Here is an 18,599-nt window from a genome sequence, read left to right on the forward strand (position 1 = left end):
TTAATAGGACATGCTCCCAGCCACAATCAAGCCGACAATAATAGAAACAATAAGCTAAACCCGACCGCGAGATTGCCTTCCTCTACTTTCTTGGCTAAGTTGGTCTTTGGCGTGAAGATGTACTCAAGCACAACATACACGAGAATTTGCGTCACAATGCCAATGACACCCCATAGAAGAGCATCAGGCAAACTGACGCTGTTGCTCCAGGCGGCATAAATGACAATCGCCAATCCTAACGCTTTTCCCCACAATTTCAGCGCTACCGCCATATTGCCTCGACGAATGAGTTCACGCTCGGAAAATTTCGTCGTTAAGGTGAATAAGCCGATGCCGATTCCCATCAGCGCAAGTCCTAACACGGTGTAAAGCAGAAAATTCATCACATACGTCATTTTCTTCATCCTTTCATCATGATAGGTAAATAATAGGACAAGTTGTTCGTAATCATTCCCCCCGCGCGCAAGCCAATTCCAACCGCTTTTCCGTTGATTAAAAAACACGTATGCAATAGTTTCACCGTTTCATATCCGTTTACCGTTTTGACAACGGTTTCTGGTAACGGAACATATTGCTGATAAACAGGCGTTTCGTCCTTATATGTCTGCTGGATATCGGCAACGATCAGTTCTCCTTTGCCGCTTTTGATTACGACTGTGTCGCCTTCGCGCCCGAACGACGGTTTTTGCACATAACATACATCATTTGCTGGTCAAGAAAATACTCTTCGTCTAAATAAGTCGGAAGAAAATGTTCGGAAATCCATTGGCGCTCCTCTTCCGTGAAAAACGGATTCCCTTCCTCGTACAGCCCCCAAATAAGCGCCTGTACCGCTTTCGACTGCAGCAAAAACGCCGATGGCGGATTCGACATATGGCTCTCCATCACGATGCAATAAACAGTATGACTGCCAAATCGCATACCGGACCGCTTCGGCGACATAACGCACTTCTCCTTTGTTTGGCGAAAGTAAATGAAAAAAGGAAGCTACCCGTTCATTGATATCAAACGTTTCGCGAATAAACGTCGGGGTATCTGCGTTCAATTCGATCAACTTAAACGTTCCACCGACATGTACGAGATCGGCCCGAGCGATCACGGTTTCCGCCGGAAGCACGGGAATGCGTAAAAACGGGAGCTCTTCTTGATGAAATCCTAACAGCCGAAGAGTTTCGTCAGATAATTGGCGCAACAGCTTCGCCGTTTTTCGATACAGATGACCGATGCGGTTTGTTGCCGTTCGTATTTGCTCCTCTTCCTCCTCTGTTAACATATGGTAGTCTAACAACGCATACTCCGCATCGTATAAGTCGGCCCAAAAATCGGGTATTGCTCTATAAAACTGGGCGCGCCGCTGGCAGTGTTGTTCAATGGAATACATTGTTACCCTCCAAAAAAGCTGCCTTTTGTCCCCGAACCGATTCCGGATTTTGCCCTTGCCTTAAATTCAGCGCTATGCTGATAGCTTTTATACGCCGCGGAACGCTGCAGCTTGCGCTTAGACGGATAATAATGGCCTCCATAGTAATAATGGCGGTAATGAAAACTGTCATCATCATCACAGACATACGTCCCCGTCGCGGAATCCCACTCCCAATCGTCGCAGTCCCGATCCTTCGGTTTCGGCGGCAAACTTTCATCGCTGCAGGCCGTAAGTGAAGCGGCCATCAATGTCGATAGCACGCCAATCATCATCTTCTTCGTCTTGTTCATCAGTTATTCTCTCCTTCTTCTATGACCAATCCTGTTGCAGTCACATAAAGAACATACACTTTGCGGTCCTCGTCAATTTCCGCGCTGTCTCGAAGCCATTCTTTCCCGTGAAAATACGTAAACGAACTCCCTATATACGCCATCACATCGAGGGAACAGAGATTTAGTATGTACATAGGTTTGCATCAACGCGGCAATACAAGCGCCAATAATTAAATACTTTCCCGTATCAAAAAACTCATCAATCGAATGTTTGAGCACTTCCTCCAGTCGATGAAACAATGACGCACGTTTAACATTTTCCCGTACATCCAATGCAGCGGCAGCTTTTAGTTGATTAGACGGAAATAAAAAGCTAATGATAAAAGCAATGATCAAAGCGTCCACAAAGCCAATCCCCATTCGCAACGCCGCGATGGTGCTATCATTTCCAAACGCCATATACGTGGACAAAATGACGATCGGATTAATTAACGGCCCCGTCAACAGAAAGCCGACCGCAGCATGCAGCGGCACTCCTTTTGCTACCAGTCTCCGCACAATCGGTACAATTCCGCATTCACACGCAGGGAAAAACGCGCCAACCACACACCCCATCATGACGGCGAGAAACCGATTTTTTGGAATCCAGCGCCGGATTTGCTCTTCCGCAACAAAAATTTGGATGCATCCGGCAATGATCACACCAATCAGCACAAACGGAATCGCCTCAATGATAATGCTTAAAAAATCGTACTAAATTGTTGAAAAGAATCTGGGAGTTTCATCGACCATGCTACCCCTATAAACTGACTGGCCAGCATGAAATAAGCAGCAATCGCAATCACGACGATTCCGGTTACATCAATCAACGTAGAAGAAAACAAGCGATACATCCCCTTCCCCCTGTACATTTTCATTATTCATTCCGAGTGTTAAAACGTAATGATTCCTATTTATAAAAATTATATGCCCGTTGTTTCTATTACATGTCTACTTTCTCTATCTCTATATGCCAAACCGCTATGATGAAGTGCCTTGGCAACAATAAAGATCGCGATGACGGTCTTTTTTGCAATAAATCTATCGGAAATAGCCATTTATCCAAACAATCTTGCTATTCTCCTTTCGACGCAAAAGCGATTTGTGGAAGAAAAATAAAGACCTCCCCTAGAGTGAAGTGACCCCTGTCAAGTAGACAGGAATAAAAAAGCACATTTAAGCAGCCTGAGTCCTATATTCATAAGGACTCAGGTTATTTAATTTCTTTTGGAAACGTTGATGGTTATAAAAACGAATATATTTGTGTACGGCATCCTTCACCTCTTCGGCCGTGCGGAAAGAGTACAGATTAAAACACTCTGCCTTGAAATGGCTGAAGAAGTTTTCCATGCAGGCATTGTCCAAACAGTTTCCTTTCCTGGACATACTGGCCTTTATATTGTATCTTTTTAGTAGATTGTTGTATTGGCGGGATGTATACTGGAACCCCTGATCACTATGAAGGAGGAGTCCATTTACATTCCGTTTTTTTATGGCCTTTTTTAGCGTGTCGATGACCAGTTTGATGTCATTTCTTTGACTGATATGGTAGGCCACGATTTCATTGTTGTATAGATCTTTAATGGCGGACAAATAGAGCTTTTGCCCATTAAAAATTAAATAGGTAATATCTGTCACCCATTTCTCGTTTGGCTTGGACGCGTGGAAATCTCGGTTTAGATGGTTGTCCGAAATCACATAAGGCTCTTTCTTTCCGTAATAAGGCCGTTTCTTCCGAATCACTGCCCGAATTCCCATCTCCCTCATCATCCTTTGTACTCGTTTATGGTTGATATTCAGTTGGTATTTCCGTTTCAGCCAAACTTTTACTCTCCGATACCCATAGATTCCTTTCACTTCTTCATGGCACTCTTGGATTTTTTCCTTTAGCTGCTCGTCTTCCAAGTGCTTCGGAGAAGGGCGTTCCTGTCGTTTTACCCACTTGTAATATCCGCTTCGAGACACGCCTGCTATTTCACATAATCGTTGAATCGAACCATAACACCCGGCCATTTCTTGAATGATCGCGAACTTCTTGTGAGCTGGTACTGCTTCCATTCCCCCTTTCACCTCTTTAAGAGCTTTTTTAGCATCTCTACTTCCGCCTCAAGACGCTTGATTTTCATTTCAGGATCTTCCGGACGAGTTCTCGGTCTTCCTTTGCCTGGTCCTTTTGCCTTTCCTCGTTTTTCCTCTAGCCCTTTCATTCCTTCCTGTTCATAGCGTTTCACCCATCGGCGTACCATGGACTCATCAATCCCTAATTCTTTCGCCACCGTTTTATATCCCATGCCCTCTTTCCAATATAAATCCACCGCTTTCTTTTTAAACTTTGCATCGTATGTTTTTCGTATTTTCCCCATAGAAAAATCCCCTCCATAGTAGACAGATTAATTGGCTTTCTTTTTTCTGTCTACTATAAGGGGATCATATCAGAGAAAGAGGAGGCTTTCGTTTACTTCACATCATAACCTTGTTCTTCAATTGCTTCTTTTAATTTATCCAAGCTGACTTTCGTTTCATCGTAATCGACATCAACCGTGCCTTTTTCCAAATGCACTTCGACGCGGTTGACTCCTTCTAGCTCTTGTAAAGCGTTCGTGACCGCCATTTTGCAATGGTTGCATGTCATTCCTTGCACTTGTAATGTTGTTGTCATGATGGGTTCCTCCCTTGTTTTTATAGTTTTACGCGCTTCAAGCGAAGTGCGTTTGTCACTACCGATACAGAGCTAAACGCCATCGCCGCTCCGGCAATCCAAAGTTCCAACAGCCCGGCGGCGGCAACCGGTATGCCGATCGTATTGTAAAACAGCGCCCAAAACAAGTTTTGCGGATGTTTGTCATCGTTTTGCGGCTTAACTCGACCGCTTTCGGAATATGCGCCAAATCACCGCCAACTAACGTGACATCGGCCGTTTCGATGGCAACATCCGTTCCCGTGCCGATCGCCATGCCGATATCGGCTTTCGCCAGCGCCGGAGCATCATTAATGCCAGCGCCGGCCAGCGCCACCCGTTTGCCTTCCCGCTGCAGCTTTTCGACAATGTTTGCTTTGTCTTCTGAAAGCACCTCAGCATATACATGGCCGATTCCCGCTTGTTTGGCGATCGCTTTTGCCGTCCGTTCATTGTCTCCTGTCACCATGTACACATCCATCCCAAGTTGTTTCAATGCTTGAATTGCCGCTTTGGCATTTTCTTTGATCGTATCAGCGACGGCGATGATGCCGGCAAACTCTCCATCGATCGCAACGAGCATCACCGTTTTTCCTTCCGTTTCTAATTGTACCATTTTCTCTTCATGCCGCGACATGTCGACGTTGTTTTCTTTCATTAACTTTTTCGTTCCGACAAGAACACGTTTGCCATCAATTGTCGCTTCAATACCATGACCGGCCAGCGCCGCGAAATGCTAAAAACAGCTTCACCGCGATTTGTTGTCGTTTTCCATATTCAACAATCTTAAGTAATTTTTTTCTTGTCGAAATATATTTATCGCATTAGTCACCAAATCACCTCATTTATTTTTTACAAATATCTAATTAGATATACATCTAATTAGATTCACAAAAAAATATCTATAAATCAGTTTATGATCCAAAGTTCTGGGGGATTCAATTCATATTTATTATTTTCCCGATACATAAAGTGATTCATGACCAACTCTCTTCTTAAAATAATAGTTGGTGGTTTTAAGCCAAGTTTACCTGCTATCGCCTGGCCATGTAAAGAACCGTGCCGCAATAGTGCAATAATGCGAATTCTTGTAGGATCATCTAAATTCTTGTAGAAATTAACAAGCCTACTTAACTGCAATACAATCCCTCCAAATACAATCATTATCTAATTAGATAATAATCTAATTACAATGTTAAAACAATCTTTGATAAAATAAAAACTTATCATTTTTTACGAATCACCATTCCAGAAAACAAAATAAAAAGCACTCGAAGGAACAAGTGCTTACCTTATACTGAAAATGGCCATAAATTATTAAATCGCAGGAGGTCCCTGTCCCATACGACTCCATTCTTCTTTTGCAGAATCATAAACTCCATGAACCTCTAGGCCGGCTTGACGCATGAGAACCGTCCTTTGTCCACGGCAATGAATGATATGCTTGATGAGCAGTGAAAGTATTGCAGCATCCGACCAATCCCTTCCAAATGCATTCTGAACTTGCTTGGAGAATTCATCTGTCCACTGTTGCTTTACCGCTTCTGCTGCGTCGTCACTGATTTTCCGAAAGCTTTCAGCGATTTCCTTCGCTGAGAACGGAACAGTGGCTGAGTCTTTCATCATTTCAATAGTAAGTCCGAAGTGGGAAAGAAATTCAGGGATACCGGTTACGATATGCCATGCAATTCTCCTCAAAGCGCGACCGTTCCTCCATGGGAGCACCATAACTGTTTTACTTGCTTTCATGAATATTAGCTGATAAAATGTCCAAGAAAAAATCGATTAAGATAGAGAGGAGACAAATGGTGAAAAAAAGAATAGTCATATATGGGATAATTTCACTAGTATTATTATTTTTTTTATTCGGTACATATAGGTTAATGAATTCAAGAACATACCAGTTATTTGGAGAATTAACTAGTCACGTAGATACAAACCAAAAAGTAGTTGCGTTGACTTTTGATGACGGACCGACAAAAAATGTAGAGAAAATATTGCCTCTTTTGCATAAATACAATGCGAAGGCTACCTTTTTTGTCATTGGAAATGAACTGAAGAAAAATCTAAAGTTAGGAAAAGAGATAGCAGAATCTGGACATCAAATGGGAAATCATACGTATTCTCATCAACGAATGATTTTCAAAAAGCCTTCTTTTATCAAGCAGGAAATTGAAATGACCAACCAATTGATTCGAAAAACAGGTTATAAAGGTGAAATAGACTTTCGTCCACCTAATGGAAAAAAACTTATTGGTTTACCCTATTATTTGAAAAAACATCACATAGAAACCATTACATGGAGTCTTGAGCCCGACACCTATTATTCTTCGGTTTCTGACAAAGTGAACTATGTAAACAAAAATGTAAAACCAGGAGCCATCATTTTGTTACATCCAATGTATGATGATACTGGTAACGAACTAAAAACTATTGAAGGAATATTAGATTCTTTATCAAAAAAAGGTTATCAATTTGTCACGGTTAATGAACTACAGAAATTAAGTAATGAATAGGAAATTGCTATGAACCTCTCCCACCTTCATCCCATGAAGAGATGGGAGTTTCTTACCATCTCCATCGAAGAAGCTTCCGCGCGGAAGAAGGCGGTCTCCTTCCACTCGATGAATGCATCGGAAGCCTTCTGGATGGGTCAAGTAAAACATCGGCACCACACCGATGGGGCGGTCAACCCTTCTACTACTTCTTGCTTACGCAATCCGTAGACACGTCAGCTTCGTTTGTACATTCCAATGAACAAACGTACCATGTAGCGATTTGCTTAATATATTTTTTGCCCCATGAATGTCCCGATGTTCTTCATACCCACACCGGCACACAAACAGGCGGGAAGACACTTTTTTTCTCTTTTGGCAGACAGGACATGTCTGGCTCGTATATGACTCCTCGATTTCATGCAAGCGAATGCCATGTGGAGCCAGCTTATAAGCGAGATACTTCTTCACTTTCCCGAATGGCCAATTCGAGAGCTTTTGCGCTTGTTTGCGGCTCGTACGTTTTTTCTTTCCCGTGTTCCGCTCTACTCCTTTGACGTTTCCGATATACACATCGGAGGCGGACTGTTTCAAACACCAGTCGACAAACTGTTTCGTTATTTTATGGAGCGCATCCCGCAGCTGTCTTTCGGATTTGGATAACACGTATTGTGTCGCCCGCTCATACTTTTTCCATCGGCGTGATCCTTTTTGACATTTCGATTGGCGCCGCTGGACCTCCGCCAGTTTTTTATTCCGCAGCCGGTGAAGGGAGCGTATCTTTCTTCCCGCGATGAGGAGGGCTTGCCCGTTTTCGCAAAACGCGCCGATGGTGTGTACTTCCCCAAAATCGGCTCCAACTGTCTTCCCCGGTTTATACGCTTTTCCTTTTGTCCGTCTTCATACGTCACGGCCAAATAAAGACCTTGATCCCAGCAGCATTCGATTTCTTTGATGGTTCCCTTTAGCAGATGCGACGCATACACGACAATTGGCTTTTTCCGTTTTCCATGATGAATGCCCATGAAGAATTCGATTTTTCCGTTTTCGTAAACCTTGAAACCGTCTTTCGCCCATTTCGTTGGGAAGTACTTCTTTTTCTTGTAGGGATAGCGGGCAGGATGTCCTTGTTGGATCGCGTGGTGTGCGGCTTGTCTTGCGAAGAGGTATTGGTGGCAGACTGCTTGAATCGATTGGCTGTGAAGATGGAACTTCCTTTTCGTTTGTTTTTGCATCTCGCTTTTAGTGATCCAGCACCCATGTTGGAGGAAGTGTTCTTTGACTAAGCGGAGGCATTCATTCCAAACACGGGCGGATTCCCGATTGCAGGCGGACAAGCGATCCAAATCCGCTTTCGTTGCCTGAAAAAACACTTTTTGGCCACGAAGCATGAGAATCCCTTCTTTCCAGTTTGATTATAGGACATATGTTCGTTTTGGAGAACCAAAAACTTCCCGATTCCTCTCCCTCCTTTACTCCGTTTAGAGGAAAGGAGACTTCTCGAGAAAAATGTTAAAAGCTTCATTTAACAATAAAAATGGAGTGAACAAACTGTTACCAGTTTGCACTCCATTTTTTATGTCATTTTTAATTTTCAACCATTTCAAAAAGTCCTTTCCGCCGTGAAAGTGGTCAGCGAGCATCTAGGACATTCCTCTGCCTCGATGGCATTAGACGTGTATTCTCCAGAACAAGCAACTCAAAAATTCGCCAAATCCCTACAGAAATAAAGCGGGATCAAGTGTGATCACGCAAAAAAGCGGGAGCAATCCCATAATGGAAGAAATAAGAGTGATAAAAAAAGAGAGCATAAAGCTCTCCAATTATTTTTTAAATACGTGGTTTCCTATTACAACTGTTGTTGGTCTACTATCCAGCCAATGAGAATGTGAAGTTTTTGGATTATAGAAGAACAGTGAACCATAACCTTTTGAACGATCGTAAGCTAACGCTTCTTCAACTGCTTTAATACTTTCAACATCAGCAGGTTGATTGATTGTACCGTTACTAACTGGTGTGAACTGTCCAGGCTGATAGATTACTTCTTTAATAGAATTAGGAAATTGAGGATCGTTAACTCGGTTCAACACCACTATCGCAACAGCGACTTTTCCATCATATGGTTCACCTTCAGCTTCAGCTCGAACCAATCTTGCAAGTAAATCTTTTTCGTAAGGCGTCGCATTAGTTACTGGTTTATATTCATTTTTCCCTGGTATTACAATATTTTGACCAACATAAATCAAATTAATATTTTTGATTTGTGGGTTAGCCCTTGATAGTTCATACAGAGTTACTCCATGTTCCTCTGCAATTTCGCTCATTGTATCTCCACTTTTAACTTCATAAGCAAAAGCAGGAGGGGCAATTAGCATAGATAATCCTAATGCTGTTATCGCAATTAGTTTTCTCATAGGGTTTTGCAGGTACCGTCAAGAATTTGTGTAATATAATGGGGTAGGTTTTCTCTGAAATGGATTTGGAATGAATAGGGAACTAGTTTCCTCCACACAGGAGACTGAATATTCAGTCTCCTGTGTGGAAAGGGAGAATCCCCCTATTTTGTTTATTTACAGTATTTGGTTAATGATAACGTTCTTCAAACATTCGTTGAAGGGCTTCATGCGCTTCGGCAAATCCTCGCAACTTTCGCCCTGCCCATTTCTCATTAAAATCTTGAATGGTCAAATACACGATTTTTTCAGCGGCTTCTAAACTATTCAAACTGTTCATCGGTTTTAGGCGTTTCCGAATCTCCTTGATCGTTCGTTCGATGGCATTGGTCGTGTAAATCACACTTCGAATACTGCTTGGATAATCCATAAATGTAAGGAGGACATCCAACTCATTGGCCAAGATTGAACTTCTCTTGGATATTTGCTGGACCATTTCGACTCAAACTGTTGAAACATTTGTAACGCCATCTCCTTATTCGGCGCGCGATAAATCAGCTTGAGATCCTCGGCCACTTCGAATTGGTCTTTTTTCCGAACACGATGGAGCGTGTTGCGGACTTTGTGAACGACACAACGCTGCACATCGGCTTTCGGATAAACCGCCTTAAAGGCTTCTCCAACCCCGGTAGTCCATCGAATACGCCCAGAAGCACTTCCTTGACGCCCTGTTGTATAGTTGTTGAAGAATCTCTGCCCATACATAGGCGCTTTCTGTCCTCCCACAAAGAAATCAAGAATTTCGCGATATCCTTCTTCATTCACCCCTAACACCACATAAATGGCTTCTTTCTCCACGGTTTCGCGACGAAGTTTTACGTATAAACCATCCAAATATAAGACAGAATAACGCTTGTGCAGTGGACGAGTGTGCCATTCTCGATGTCTTCCTTCACTACATCGGTAATACGGCTGATCGTTGCAGGAGAATAGGCATTGCCTAAAATTCGTTCAATAAACTTGCCAATTTCACGTGTGCTCATGCCACTTTGATACATCCTGATGATGGCTTCCTCAAGCCAGCCCGTGTGGCGTTTGGTAAGGGGCAAACAGCTGCGTTTGAAATTCTCCGTTTCGGTCTCTAGGGACCAAAGACCTTCAATCCGGCCATATTGCGTATCTAGATTTCGTTGATAGTAGCCGTTTCTCATATTCGATGTTCCGGCTTGTTCTATTTCGAGGAAATTCTTGATTTCTTCCCGCATGATCAGTTCTAATTTTCCTTTACAAACTGACGAATGACACTTTCCAGTTGATTTGCCCAGTCGACATTCGGTATACTTTAGACATAGGTAGGGTTCTCCTTTCTCTGGAATGTTTGGGTTCAATCAGAGAATACCCTACCTTTTTTATTTGATCTAGTAAAATGCTTTACACAAATTTTATACATCATCGTTTGCACTCTCCTTCATTTTATATTTAGCTCGATTCTCTCTATCTCACGAACTATATATTTTTTATATCCGAATAATATAAACGTAAATTACGTAGAGGTTACATTACTATTACAAAAAATAAAAAGAAGTAGGAACGAGCCTACTTCTTTATAACTCATTGATATAGTTTTCCATTTCACCTTCACCAATTTGGTCTATGGTCATTTTGTAAACCTTATCTCTGTAATTAAGCAAGTCCAAACATCGTGGCTTAAGCAAAGAACAGGTCTGCATTCTGGTGGCTAGTGATAGAACTAAAGCAACGATTGCAAAGGTTACTTGGATGGGGAGTGTGGTCAAATCTAAAGTAGATAAAGTTATCGTCTCGAAACTCCGTAGCGAGAATATATTGGTTACAGACGCTTGGAGAGCTTACAAGACGTATGCCAAAGAAAAAGGATTGCAACATTATCGAATCAAATCTGATGATGGTACACATGTCATCAAAGGCATCTACCACATTCAGAATGTAAACGATTTTCACAGCCGCTTAAAACAATGGATGGACCGATTCAAAGGTATGGCAAGTAAGCATCTTGACAACTATTGGCTTGGTTCTTATTCGTGGATAGTCGTGATCACGAGAACACCAAACAGAATATTAAAGATATGCTGTTATCTGCTTTCCCGTTTGAAATGAACGATACATATGAAAGCATTCGCCTCTTTAAATTTTCAATCTGATTATTAAGTTTGAAAAATGCAGTTTAATTTAGTTAGAAAATTAAAGTGATTTTAGAGAAATAATGGTAATATAGAGTTAGACTTTTTGTAAGGGGGGAAACTTGTGAAAATAAATTCATATCTTATACGATTTGCCTTTCTAATAGTCTTAATATTTGGCGGAACTTTTACTTTTCACTATTTCAAAACGGGAGAACTGTTGCTGGACCAATTAATGGGGATTAGTGTAGGTGTCATCCTCTTATTCTTTTTGTTTATTTGGAGAATAAGGAAACAGCATGCGTCTTCTCAAAATAAAGAGAACAGTTAAAGGGTATGAATGAGCGTAGTAAGTAAAAAGACCATCCCTATAAAGGGTGGTTTTCATTTTGATTGACATATTTTTAGCGAAGACAAAAAGTGCCCCACTTTAAAAGAAACAACCGAGAAAAAGAATTTTTCTCTTTACACTCTTTCAAAATAGGACAAATGAGTCAAACATCAACAAGAAGCTTTAATATAGCCTTTTTTTTTACTTAATGACTCGCTTAGCACCTATACTCGCATCAAATCCCTTTGGTGTTGTACCCCATATTTATAAGGGCTTCCTACATAACTTGCTGCTACTGCCGCAACTTCCTCCCCATAGTTAATCGTTGCTGATGCATTGGAAACTGTACAAAGATAATGCCGCTGCTATAAACATGAAGTGAGCTTCATCACAGATGGTGGAAGTATGTATTGTTCTTCCATGGGAGTTCAACAAGTGATTTTTCGTTAAATTTAAAAACACTAAACACTAATGAAATAGTTTTCTTCAGGAAAGTCACCTACATACTCTAAGCCATTATTGGAATAGAACTCTTTTAATTTTTCATTTTCAGCCCAAACAGTCTAAATGGATCGTCTTATTTAATCCTTGGGCAAATTTATATTTACGGCTTGTCCAATCTCGTTTAGATTTAAGCTTTTTAACCATTTCAAAAGACCCTCTCCGGCGTGAAAGTGGTCAGCAAACGTCTAGGACATTCCTTTGCTCCCAATGACGTTAGACGTGTATTCTCCATAACGCCGGACACGCAAGAAGAAACAGTTCAAAAATTCACCAAAGCCATACAGAAATAAAGCGTGGTCAAATGTGGTCAATCAACCTAAAAAAACCTCGCTTCATGCCGAAGCGAGATTAACGAAGATTGAATCCTTTTCCTTCTACAAATTCTTTCATATACATGCGCACCTGGTTGCTGAGCATGTTGGCCATCTGCCCGGTCCATGTATCGCGGCGTTTGCCGTTTGTCCGTTTTTCGTAATACGCGGAAACGATGTCGTTATATTGTTTCAGCTGCTCTTCGAATTTACTGCGGTCTTGTTCATACGTTTCTTCATGGTATACGTGTTCAAACGGCAGGCGCGGTTTTTTGTCAGGCTGCTGCGCCGGGTAGCCGACGGCAAGCCCGAAGAGAGGAATGACCCGCTTCGGCACTTTCAACAGCTTGCACACTTCCGGCAAGTTGTTGCGCAGCCCGCCGATATAGCAAACGCCGAGCCCCATCGATTCGGCGGCGATGGCTGCGTTTTGCGCCGCCAGCGCTGTATCAACAAGCGCAACCATAAACTTTTCCGTGCTCTCGAGCGATGGCAGCACCTCTTTTTGTTCCACTTCGCCAATCACTTCGTGGCGGTGAAGATCGGCGCAAAACACGAAGAAATGGCCATTATGTTCGACATAAGATTGATTTCCCGCTAATTCCGCCAGCTTTCGTTTCATCTCTTTATCCTTAACACCAATGATCGAATACGCTTGAATAAAACTCGATGTCGACGCGGCTTGCGCGCACTCGACGATCGTACGAATTTGCTCGTCCGTTAACGGGCGGTCTTCAAATTGACGAATCGAACGGTGCCGCAAAATCGTTTCAATGACTGGATTCATAGCGAATGCCTCCCCTATCAATTGATGGCTTTGCTTTTTATAATACCAAAAAAAGAAAGAGCCAAAAAATGATTGGCTCTTTCCAAGACGTTTATTTATCATCACCATCAGCATCAACAATATGTCCTTTGCCATTTTCCACATAGTGTTTGAGCATCGCCATTTTGTTATCCCAAAATCGTTCATAAAAGGACAGCCATTCCTTTAATTCCAACAACGGAGTTGGTTCTAAACGGTATCGCGTTTCCCGCCCGACCTTTCTCTCCTTCACAAGTCCGGCATCCGCTAAAATCCGCAAATGTTTCGACACAGCCGTCCGGCTGATCGGAAAATGGCCGCAGATGACGGTAACGGGCATTTCCTTATCGGCCAACAATCGTAACAGCTTGCGGCGGGTAGGATCAGCGATGGCCTGAAAGACGTCATGCTTGCGTGATAAAGCAGCCATACTACGCCTCGACATACGCGCCTAAAGATTTGCAAAGCTTGGCCCATCCCTGATCCATCCGATTGCGTACGATGGTATGAGATTCGCCAAATTCCGTCACTTTATTCGCATCCCAGCCGGAATGAATAAGCGTAAACTCTGTTTGCTGCTTATTCAGCTCTTTTAGCTCAAAAGTAACGGTCCAGTCTTTCCCCCAGCGAAAAGACAAGCGATGAGGCGGATCGACTTCGATTACTTTACACGGGGACATTCCAAAAGGTCCGGCGTTTAGATGAAACTCATGACCGGCAACCGGCTGAAGATCATTGGGCATAAACCAAGCCGCAAGCCCCTCTGAAGTAGAAACCGCCTCCCAAACTTTTTGAATCGGCGCTTGAAAAACCATCGTGTGGCGAATATGTGGCAACATGCCGTTCGCTGTATTTTGTGTTGTCATTGTTTCAACCTCCACATTTTAGTTATGAAACTTTTTGGTTTCATTTTGATTATACGAAACCATTTGGTTTCATATCAATAGTAAAATGGCGAGTGTACTACTTATCCTCCTTCAACTTTTCACAACAAATTGGCAATAAAAAAGAGACGGTCAACGGAATTGGTTGCCACCTCTCCAAAAACGCCGAAAAGAGCGCTTGTCGATCACGACGCGCCGCTTTCCTTAATTATATTTATCAACCACCTTTTTATAAACGGCATAAGAATACACCATCGGTACGATTGCGATACAGACGATAGACGCAATAAGAAGCACAGCGCGAATGGAGGATGGGGCAAAAGCGGATACGATGATGATGATTCCGCCAATGAAAAATACTTTGCCGCCAAACCGGTGTGTGCGCGCCCAAACGGTCTCATTCGCCAGCGTCCACGGCGTGCGGATGCCTATGAAATAATTCGCTTTGATTTTTGGCATATAGTTTCCGAGAATGATAAAAAGCAGACCTAATCCTATATTTGCAATCCAATCGATATTGACATGATAGCCGAGCCCGCTGAAAATAATAGAAAGATGACCAGCGCCGAAAAAAGTCAGCGTTACATTCACGAAAATACGATACACTCCCTCAAATTTTTGGAAATTGTCTTTACGCGGATCAATTTTCGGCACGCCCATTAGTATTCCGTAAATCAACATCATTAAAACCGGAGTAGCGAAAACGGCAAAAAGCTTTGATGAATAGCCATCCACTTCCCCCGAAAAATTCCAATGAATCGGAACTTTCTCCGGCAGCTGCGGATATGCCCATAAGGAAAATCCTGCACTAATGATGATCAACAAGAAAAAATACCAATGCTTTTTCATTCCCTCTTCCCCTTTCCTTCTTGCAAAGATAAAAGCCACGTTAACACATCTTGCAAGACGGTCGTGTTAATCGAATAATGGATGTACTGCCCTTCTTTTTCGGCGTGCACTAAATCCGCCTGCTTTAATAAGTTAAGATGATGGGAAATGCTTGGTTTGGAGATGCGGAAATGGTCGGCGATTTCCCCCGCCGTCAAATCTCTGTTTTTTAACAAATTTAAAATGTCTCTTCGCGTTGGATCGGCTAGCGCTTTATAAACAAGGTTCATTTTCATATACGTTCACCGTGTTTATTTTGTTATTTAGAAAATTATCTAATTGTTTAATTATATTATATAAAATATTATGATTTTTGTTAATAACCTGAGAAAACAAAAAGAGAATATCATGTGTTCTCCCCATCAACGAAAAACTATACTTCTACCATCATCGCATCATAGGCGATTTCAATGGACAGTCCTTGTTTTTGCAACGGTTTTTCTGCTTCTTTGAGATCATCAAAGCCTAATCCGTTCATTTCTTCGATATGGGTCAATATGGTTTTTTTCGCCTTTCATTTGCGAATAATATCCAACGTTTCTGCTCTTCCGGCGTATCGATTAAGACGTCCGGACCGTGCACAAACAGCTTGGGCCACTCCGGCCGTAAGGGATTCCTTTCGCACGCGCCTCGACGCATACGCGGCATTGGGGAATCGTCACCGCTTCACCCGTTCCTAAAAATTCTATTTTATGTCCTTTCCTCGCTTCCATCATTATTCAGAAACAACACTGTATTTGTCCCCATCTAAACAAAACGTGATACGATGCTGAAATAACGGAAAACAACACAAGAAAAAAGAGCACTCAAAGGGTCAATAACATCACCAAAGCAAAATAAAATGGAGAGTTTTGCAACCATTTCCCTCCCTGTAGTATGAGTAATACAATTGTACCTATTTAATCTGAATTTTACAAATATTTTTGTCATAAAAGAGCGCTCCATATCGGAACGCTTTTTTTACGGTTACTCGACAAATTTTCCCTCTTGATAATCGCGGATCGCTTGGCGGATTTCTTCTTGCGTGTTCATGACAAACGGTCCGTAAGCGACTATCGGCTCGTTAACCGGCTCGCCGGCATAAAGGAGAACGCGCAGCTTTTCATTGGCGGTGACGGTAATTTCACTTTCCGACTCGCCTTCAGCGCGGCTTAAAAATAATACTTGCCCTGCTTTTCCTTCGGTGGCATCAGCGCCGAATGCACCGCTCCCTTCCAAAATGTAAAGAAATCCGTTGTAGCTTCCCGGTAAATCTTGCACGACGCTTGCTCCCGGCTCCAGCATCATTTCCACCATTGTTACAGGAACATGGTTGAGCGTCGGGGCTTTTACTCCTTTCGATGACCCGGAAAAGACGCGGATAAGCGCCCCTTCTTCTTGGCGGACCGGCATCTCTTCGGCCTTTAAATTTTGATAGCGCGGTTCGGTCATTTTTTTCTCGCTCGGCAAATTAATCCATAGTTGCAAACTATGCACGGTCGAGCCTGGCGCCGGATCTTCTTTATGAATTACTCCTCGGCCTGCCGTCATCCACTGCACATCCCCGGGACCAAGCGTACCGTGACCGGCTTTGCTATCAAAATGTTCCAGCTGTCCGTCAATCACATACGTTACTGTTTCAATGCCGCGATGCGGATGAAAGTCAAATGTCCCTCTTTGGAAAATATCCTCCATCAGCATCAAAAACGGATCGTACTCTTCCCAATTTCCCGGCTCTAGCACCGGCCCGCTGCGATGGATCGGGCTGTTTGTTTCGATTTGCACCGTTTTCACGCGGCGGATGCGACGCTGTGCTGACATTCTATTGTCCCCCTTATGGTTGTTCGAAATCGAATTTTTCATCTGTATCGTACTCCACACAACGGATGAATGCAAACGATTTACTTTGTTACATCATGTATTCCTATATCATTCAAATGGACAGGAAATTGGCTTTTTTCATTTGTTGCTACTGCCTCATCATACTCCTCGCATTTGGAACACCATCAAGCGGAATTTCTTTGCGATATTCGAACATCGTTGCCAGGAGTGTGAACATGTCTGCGGCGCAGACAATTCACTCCTTTCTCTCCTTTATTTTACAATATTTTTCCCTGATAAGATGCTTATATTATTTACTGATGTATTATACTTTTATCTAAAAAGCATATTATTTTACAAAAGCAATCGAGTTGCATTATGATATCAACGTTAAAACACTATGCCATTTATTGCGATAGGCCATACATGGATGTACATAGTGTTTGACAAACTATTCACAGCAGTGAAAGGAGAATGATCATGGCTAAATTACTGTACATTACAGCAAACCCAAAACGGGAAGAAGAATCTTACAGCTTATCCGTCGGCAGAGCGTTTCTTAACGCTTATAAACAACAACATCCACAAGACGAGATTGTCGAATTAGACCTTTATCGTACCGATATCCCTTTCATTGATACCGATGTATTAAACGGCTGGGGCAAACTGCAACAAGGACAGGCATTTGAACAGTTAAGCGAGGAAGAAAAACAAAAATCAGCCGCATCAATCAGCTAACCGATCAATTTATCAATGCAGATAAATACGTGTTTGTCACACCGATGTGGAATTTTAGTTTTCCGCCGAAAATGAAAGCTTATATCGATACCATTTGTATCGCAGGAAAAACGTTCCGTTACACAGAAAATGGTCCGGTAGGGCTGTTAACAGGAAGAAAAGCCATGCACATTCAAGCCCGCGGTGGAATTTATTCAGAAGGACCAATGAAAGAAATGGAATTTGGAGACCGTTATTTACGGGCGGTGCTCAACTTTATCGGCATCACTGATGTTCAGTCCATTTTTGTCGAAGGAATGGCACAATTCCCGGATGAAGCCGAGGCAATTAAACAAAATGCAATCAAACAAGCTGAACAAGCGGCAAAAAATTTTTAACGAACTGATGACCTGTTCCTTTGATAAGGGGCGGGTCATTTCTATTTTAAAAAAATAAAAAAGCTTGCCGATTGTATCGGCAAGCTGTATGATTCCAAATTTTTTAGTATGTAGCCAATAATAATGGCGGAGGAGGAGGGATTCGAACCCCCGCGGGCTGTGACACCCCTATCGGTTTTCGAAACCGACCCCTTCAGCCAGGCTTGGGTACTCCTCCGTATGTAGATGATGGAGCCTATCGGATTCGAACCGACGACCTCCTGCGTGCGGGGCAGGCGCTCTCCCAGCTGAGCTAAGGCCCCATCACGAAATGATCGGGAAGACAGGATTTGAACCTGCGACCTCACGGACCCGAACCGTGTGCTCTACCAAGCTGAGCTACTTCCCGATTACAACCGCTAACGTTAACGGCAATTAGTATTCTATCTAAAAAAAATAATATAGTCAATACTTTTTTAAAAAAAATTTTTGCCTGGGCATGCAGGGATAGACAAATCACGTGT

At 42.6% G+C, this 18,599-nt stretch carries 15 protein-coding genes, 3 tRNA genes and 8 pseudogenes; 3 read left to right on the forward strand and 23 right to left on the reverse strand.

Annotated features, from left to right (window positions below; genetic code table 11):
• The 10 genes and pseudogenes from BV455_RS00140 to BV455_RS00185 all read right to left on the reverse strand — a co-directional run bounded on the left by BV455_RS00140 (position 1) and on the right by BV455_RS00185 (position 6,109).
• A pseudogene (locus tag BV455_RS00140) lies at positions 1-395 on the reverse strand (DUF350 domain-containing protein).
• Positions 396-400: 5 nt separating this feature from the next.
• Positions 401-1,381: pseudogene (locus BV455_RS00145) on the reverse strand (glutathionylspermidine synthase family protein).
• Positions 1,382-1,383: 2 nt separating this feature from the next.
• Positions 1,384-1,713 (reverse strand): hypothetical protein, encoded by a 330-nt coding sequence (locus BV455_RS00150; protein ID WP_017437178.1) that lies wholly within the window; start codon positions 1,711-1,713, stop codon positions 1,384-1,386.
• 138 nt (positions 1,714-1,851) lie between these two features.
• Positions 1,852-2,588: pseudogene (locus BV455_RS00155) on the reverse strand (permease); the annotation flags it as partial.
• A gap of 322 nt (positions 2,589-2,910) precedes the next feature.
• Complete coding sequence (locus BV455_RS00160) at positions 2,911-3,792, reverse strand: IS3 family transposase (protein WP_081160856.1); 882 nt, start codon at positions 3,790-3,792, stop codon at positions 2,911-2,913.
• A gap of 8 nt (positions 3,793-3,800) precedes the next feature.
• On the reverse strand, positions 3,801-4,097 hold the full coding sequence (locus tag BV455_RS00165; RefSeq protein WP_042409082.1) for a transposase: 297 nt from the start codon (positions 4,095-4,097) through the stop codon (positions 3,801-3,803).
• Between the two features lie 92 nt (positions 4,098-4,189).
• The gene (copZ, locus tag BV455_RS00170) at positions 4,190-4,393 is read right to left on the reverse strand and encodes a copper chaperone CopZ (protein ID WP_017436658.1); all 204 of its coding nucleotides are present in this window, start codon (positions 4,391-4,393) and stop codon (positions 4,190-4,192) included.
• Between the two features lie 20 nt (positions 4,394-4,413).
• Positions 4,414-5,196 (reverse strand): annotated as a pseudogene (locus BV455_RS00175) (HAD-IC family P-type ATPase); the annotation flags it as partial.
• Positions 5,197-5,413: 217 nt separating this feature from the next.
• Positions 5,414-5,551 (reverse strand): annotated as a pseudogene (locus tag BV455_RS20860) (metalloregulator ArsR/SmtB family transcription factor); the annotation flags it as partial.
• A 177-nt stretch (positions 5,552-5,728) separates the two neighbouring features.
• Positions 5,729-6,109, reverse strand: coding sequence for a DinB family protein (locus tag BV455_RS00185; protein ID WP_244404777.1), 381 nt, complete (start codon positions 6,107-6,109; stop codon positions 5,729-5,731).
• 110 nt (positions 6,110-6,219) lie between these two features.
• Here BV455_RS00185 and BV455_RS00190 point away from each other — a divergent pair, with 110 nt between their 5' ends.
• Positions 6,220-6,927, forward strand: coding sequence for a polysaccharide deacetylase family protein (locus tag BV455_RS00190; protein WP_218687999.1), 708 nt, complete (start codon positions 6,220-6,222; stop codon positions 6,925-6,927).
• A gap of 195 nt (positions 6,928-7,122) precedes the next feature.
• On the opposite strand, the gene BV455_RS20150 is transcribed toward BV455_RS00190, so the two are convergent.
• The 3 genes and pseudogenes from BV455_RS20150 to BV455_RS20865 all read right to left on the reverse strand — a co-directional run bounded on the left by BV455_RS20150 (position 7,123) and on the right by BV455_RS20865 (position 10,564).
• Positions 7,123-7,737, reverse strand: coding sequence for an RNA-guided endonuclease InsQ/TnpB family protein (locus BV455_RS20150; protein ID WP_245005365.1), 615 nt, complete (start codon positions 7,735-7,737; stop codon positions 7,123-7,125).
• 992 nt (positions 7,738-8,729) lie between these two features.
• Complete coding sequence (locus BV455_RS00200; RefSeq protein ID WP_061579981.1) at positions 8,730-9,320, reverse strand: cell wall hydrolase; 591 nt, start codon at positions 9,318-9,320, stop codon at positions 8,730-8,732.
• A gap of 169 nt (positions 9,321-9,489) precedes the next feature.
• A pseudogene (locus tag BV455_RS20865) lies at positions 9,490-10,564 on the reverse strand (IS256 family transposase).
• 424 nt (positions 10,565-10,988) lie between these two features.
• On the opposite strand from BV455_RS20865, the pseudogene BV455_RS00210 reads away from it, so the two are divergent.
• Positions 10,989-11,479, forward strand: a pseudogene (locus tag BV455_RS00210) (IS1595 family transposase); the annotation flags it as partial.
• A 1,162-nt stretch (positions 11,480-12,641) separates the two neighbouring features.
• Here the strand turns inward: BV455_RS00210 and nfsA are convergent.
• The 7 genes from nfsA to BV455_RS00240 all read right to left on the reverse strand — a co-directional run bounded on the left by nfsA (position 12,642) and on the right by BV455_RS00240 (position 16,981).
• Positions 12,642-13,391, reverse strand: a complete 750-nt coding sequence (gene nfsA / locus BV455_RS00215; RefSeq protein WP_017436669.1) for an oxygen-insensitive NADPH nitroreductase — start codon at positions 13,389-13,391, stop codon at positions 12,642-12,644.
• Between the two features lie 91 nt (positions 13,392-13,482).
• Positions 13,483-13,839: an ArsR/SmtB family transcription factor gene (locus BV455_RS00220; protein WP_017436670.1), complete on the reverse strand. Its 357-nt coding sequence runs from the start codon at positions 13,837-13,839 to the stop codon at positions 13,483-13,485.
• 1 nt (position 13,840) lies between these two features.
• Entirely contained in the window at positions 13,841-14,275 is a 435-nt protein-coding gene (locus tag BV455_RS00225; RefSeq protein WP_017436671.1) for an SRPBCC family protein, read from the reverse strand.
• 222 nt (positions 14,276-14,497) lie between these two features.
• Positions 14,498-15,142: an SdpI family protein gene (locus BV455_RS00230; protein WP_017436672.1), complete on the reverse strand. Its 645-nt coding sequence runs from the start codon at positions 15,140-15,142 to the stop codon at positions 14,498-14,500.
• A complete protein-coding gene (locus BV455_RS00235; protein WP_026078594.1) occupies positions 15,139-15,411 on the reverse strand; it encodes an autorepressor SdpR family transcription factor in 273 nt (90 codons plus the stop codon). Before BV455_RS00235 ends, BV455_RS00230 begins: the two co-directional genes overlap by 4 nt.
• Positions 15,412-15,554: 143 nt before the next feature.
• The gene (locus BV455_RS20590) at positions 15,555-15,677 is read right to left on the reverse strand and encodes a hypothetical protein (RefSeq protein ID WP_017436674.1); all 123 of its coding nucleotides are present in this window, start codon (positions 15,675-15,677) and stop codon (positions 15,555-15,557) included.
• Between the two features lie 470 nt (positions 15,678-16,147).
• A complete protein-coding gene (locus tag BV455_RS00240; protein WP_017436675.1) occupies positions 16,148-16,981 on the reverse strand; it encodes a pirin family protein in 834 nt (277 codons plus the stop codon).
• 480 nt (positions 16,982-17,461) lie between these two features.
• On the opposite strand from BV455_RS00240, the pseudogene BV455_RS00245 reads away from it, so the two are divergent.
• Positions 17,462-18,096: pseudogene (locus BV455_RS00245) on the forward strand (FMN-dependent NADH-azoreductase).
• Positions 18,097-18,220: 124 nt separating this feature from the next.
• Here BV455_RS00245 and BV455_RS00250 read toward each other — a convergent pair.
• The 3 genes from BV455_RS00250 to BV455_RS00260 all read right to left on the reverse strand — a co-directional run bounded on the left by BV455_RS00250 (position 18,221) and on the right by BV455_RS00260 (position 18,484).
• A tRNA-Ser gene (locus BV455_RS00250) sits at positions 18,221-18,313 on the reverse strand.
• 12 nt (positions 18,314-18,325) lie between these two features.
• Positions 18,326-18,398: transfer RNA gene (locus BV455_RS00255), tRNA-Ala, on the reverse strand.
• 12 nt (positions 18,399-18,410) lie between these two features.
• A tRNA-Pro gene (locus tag BV455_RS00260) sits at positions 18,411-18,484 on the reverse strand.
• Positions 18,485-18,599 lie beyond the last annotated feature (115 nt).

The sequence above is a fragment of the Parageobacillus caldoxylosilyticus genome (genome assembly GCF_019272935.1).
In the GTDB taxonomy this organism is placed as follows: Bacteria; Bacillota; Bacilli; order Bacillales; family Anoxybacillaceae; genus Saccharococcus; species Saccharococcus caldoxylosilyticus.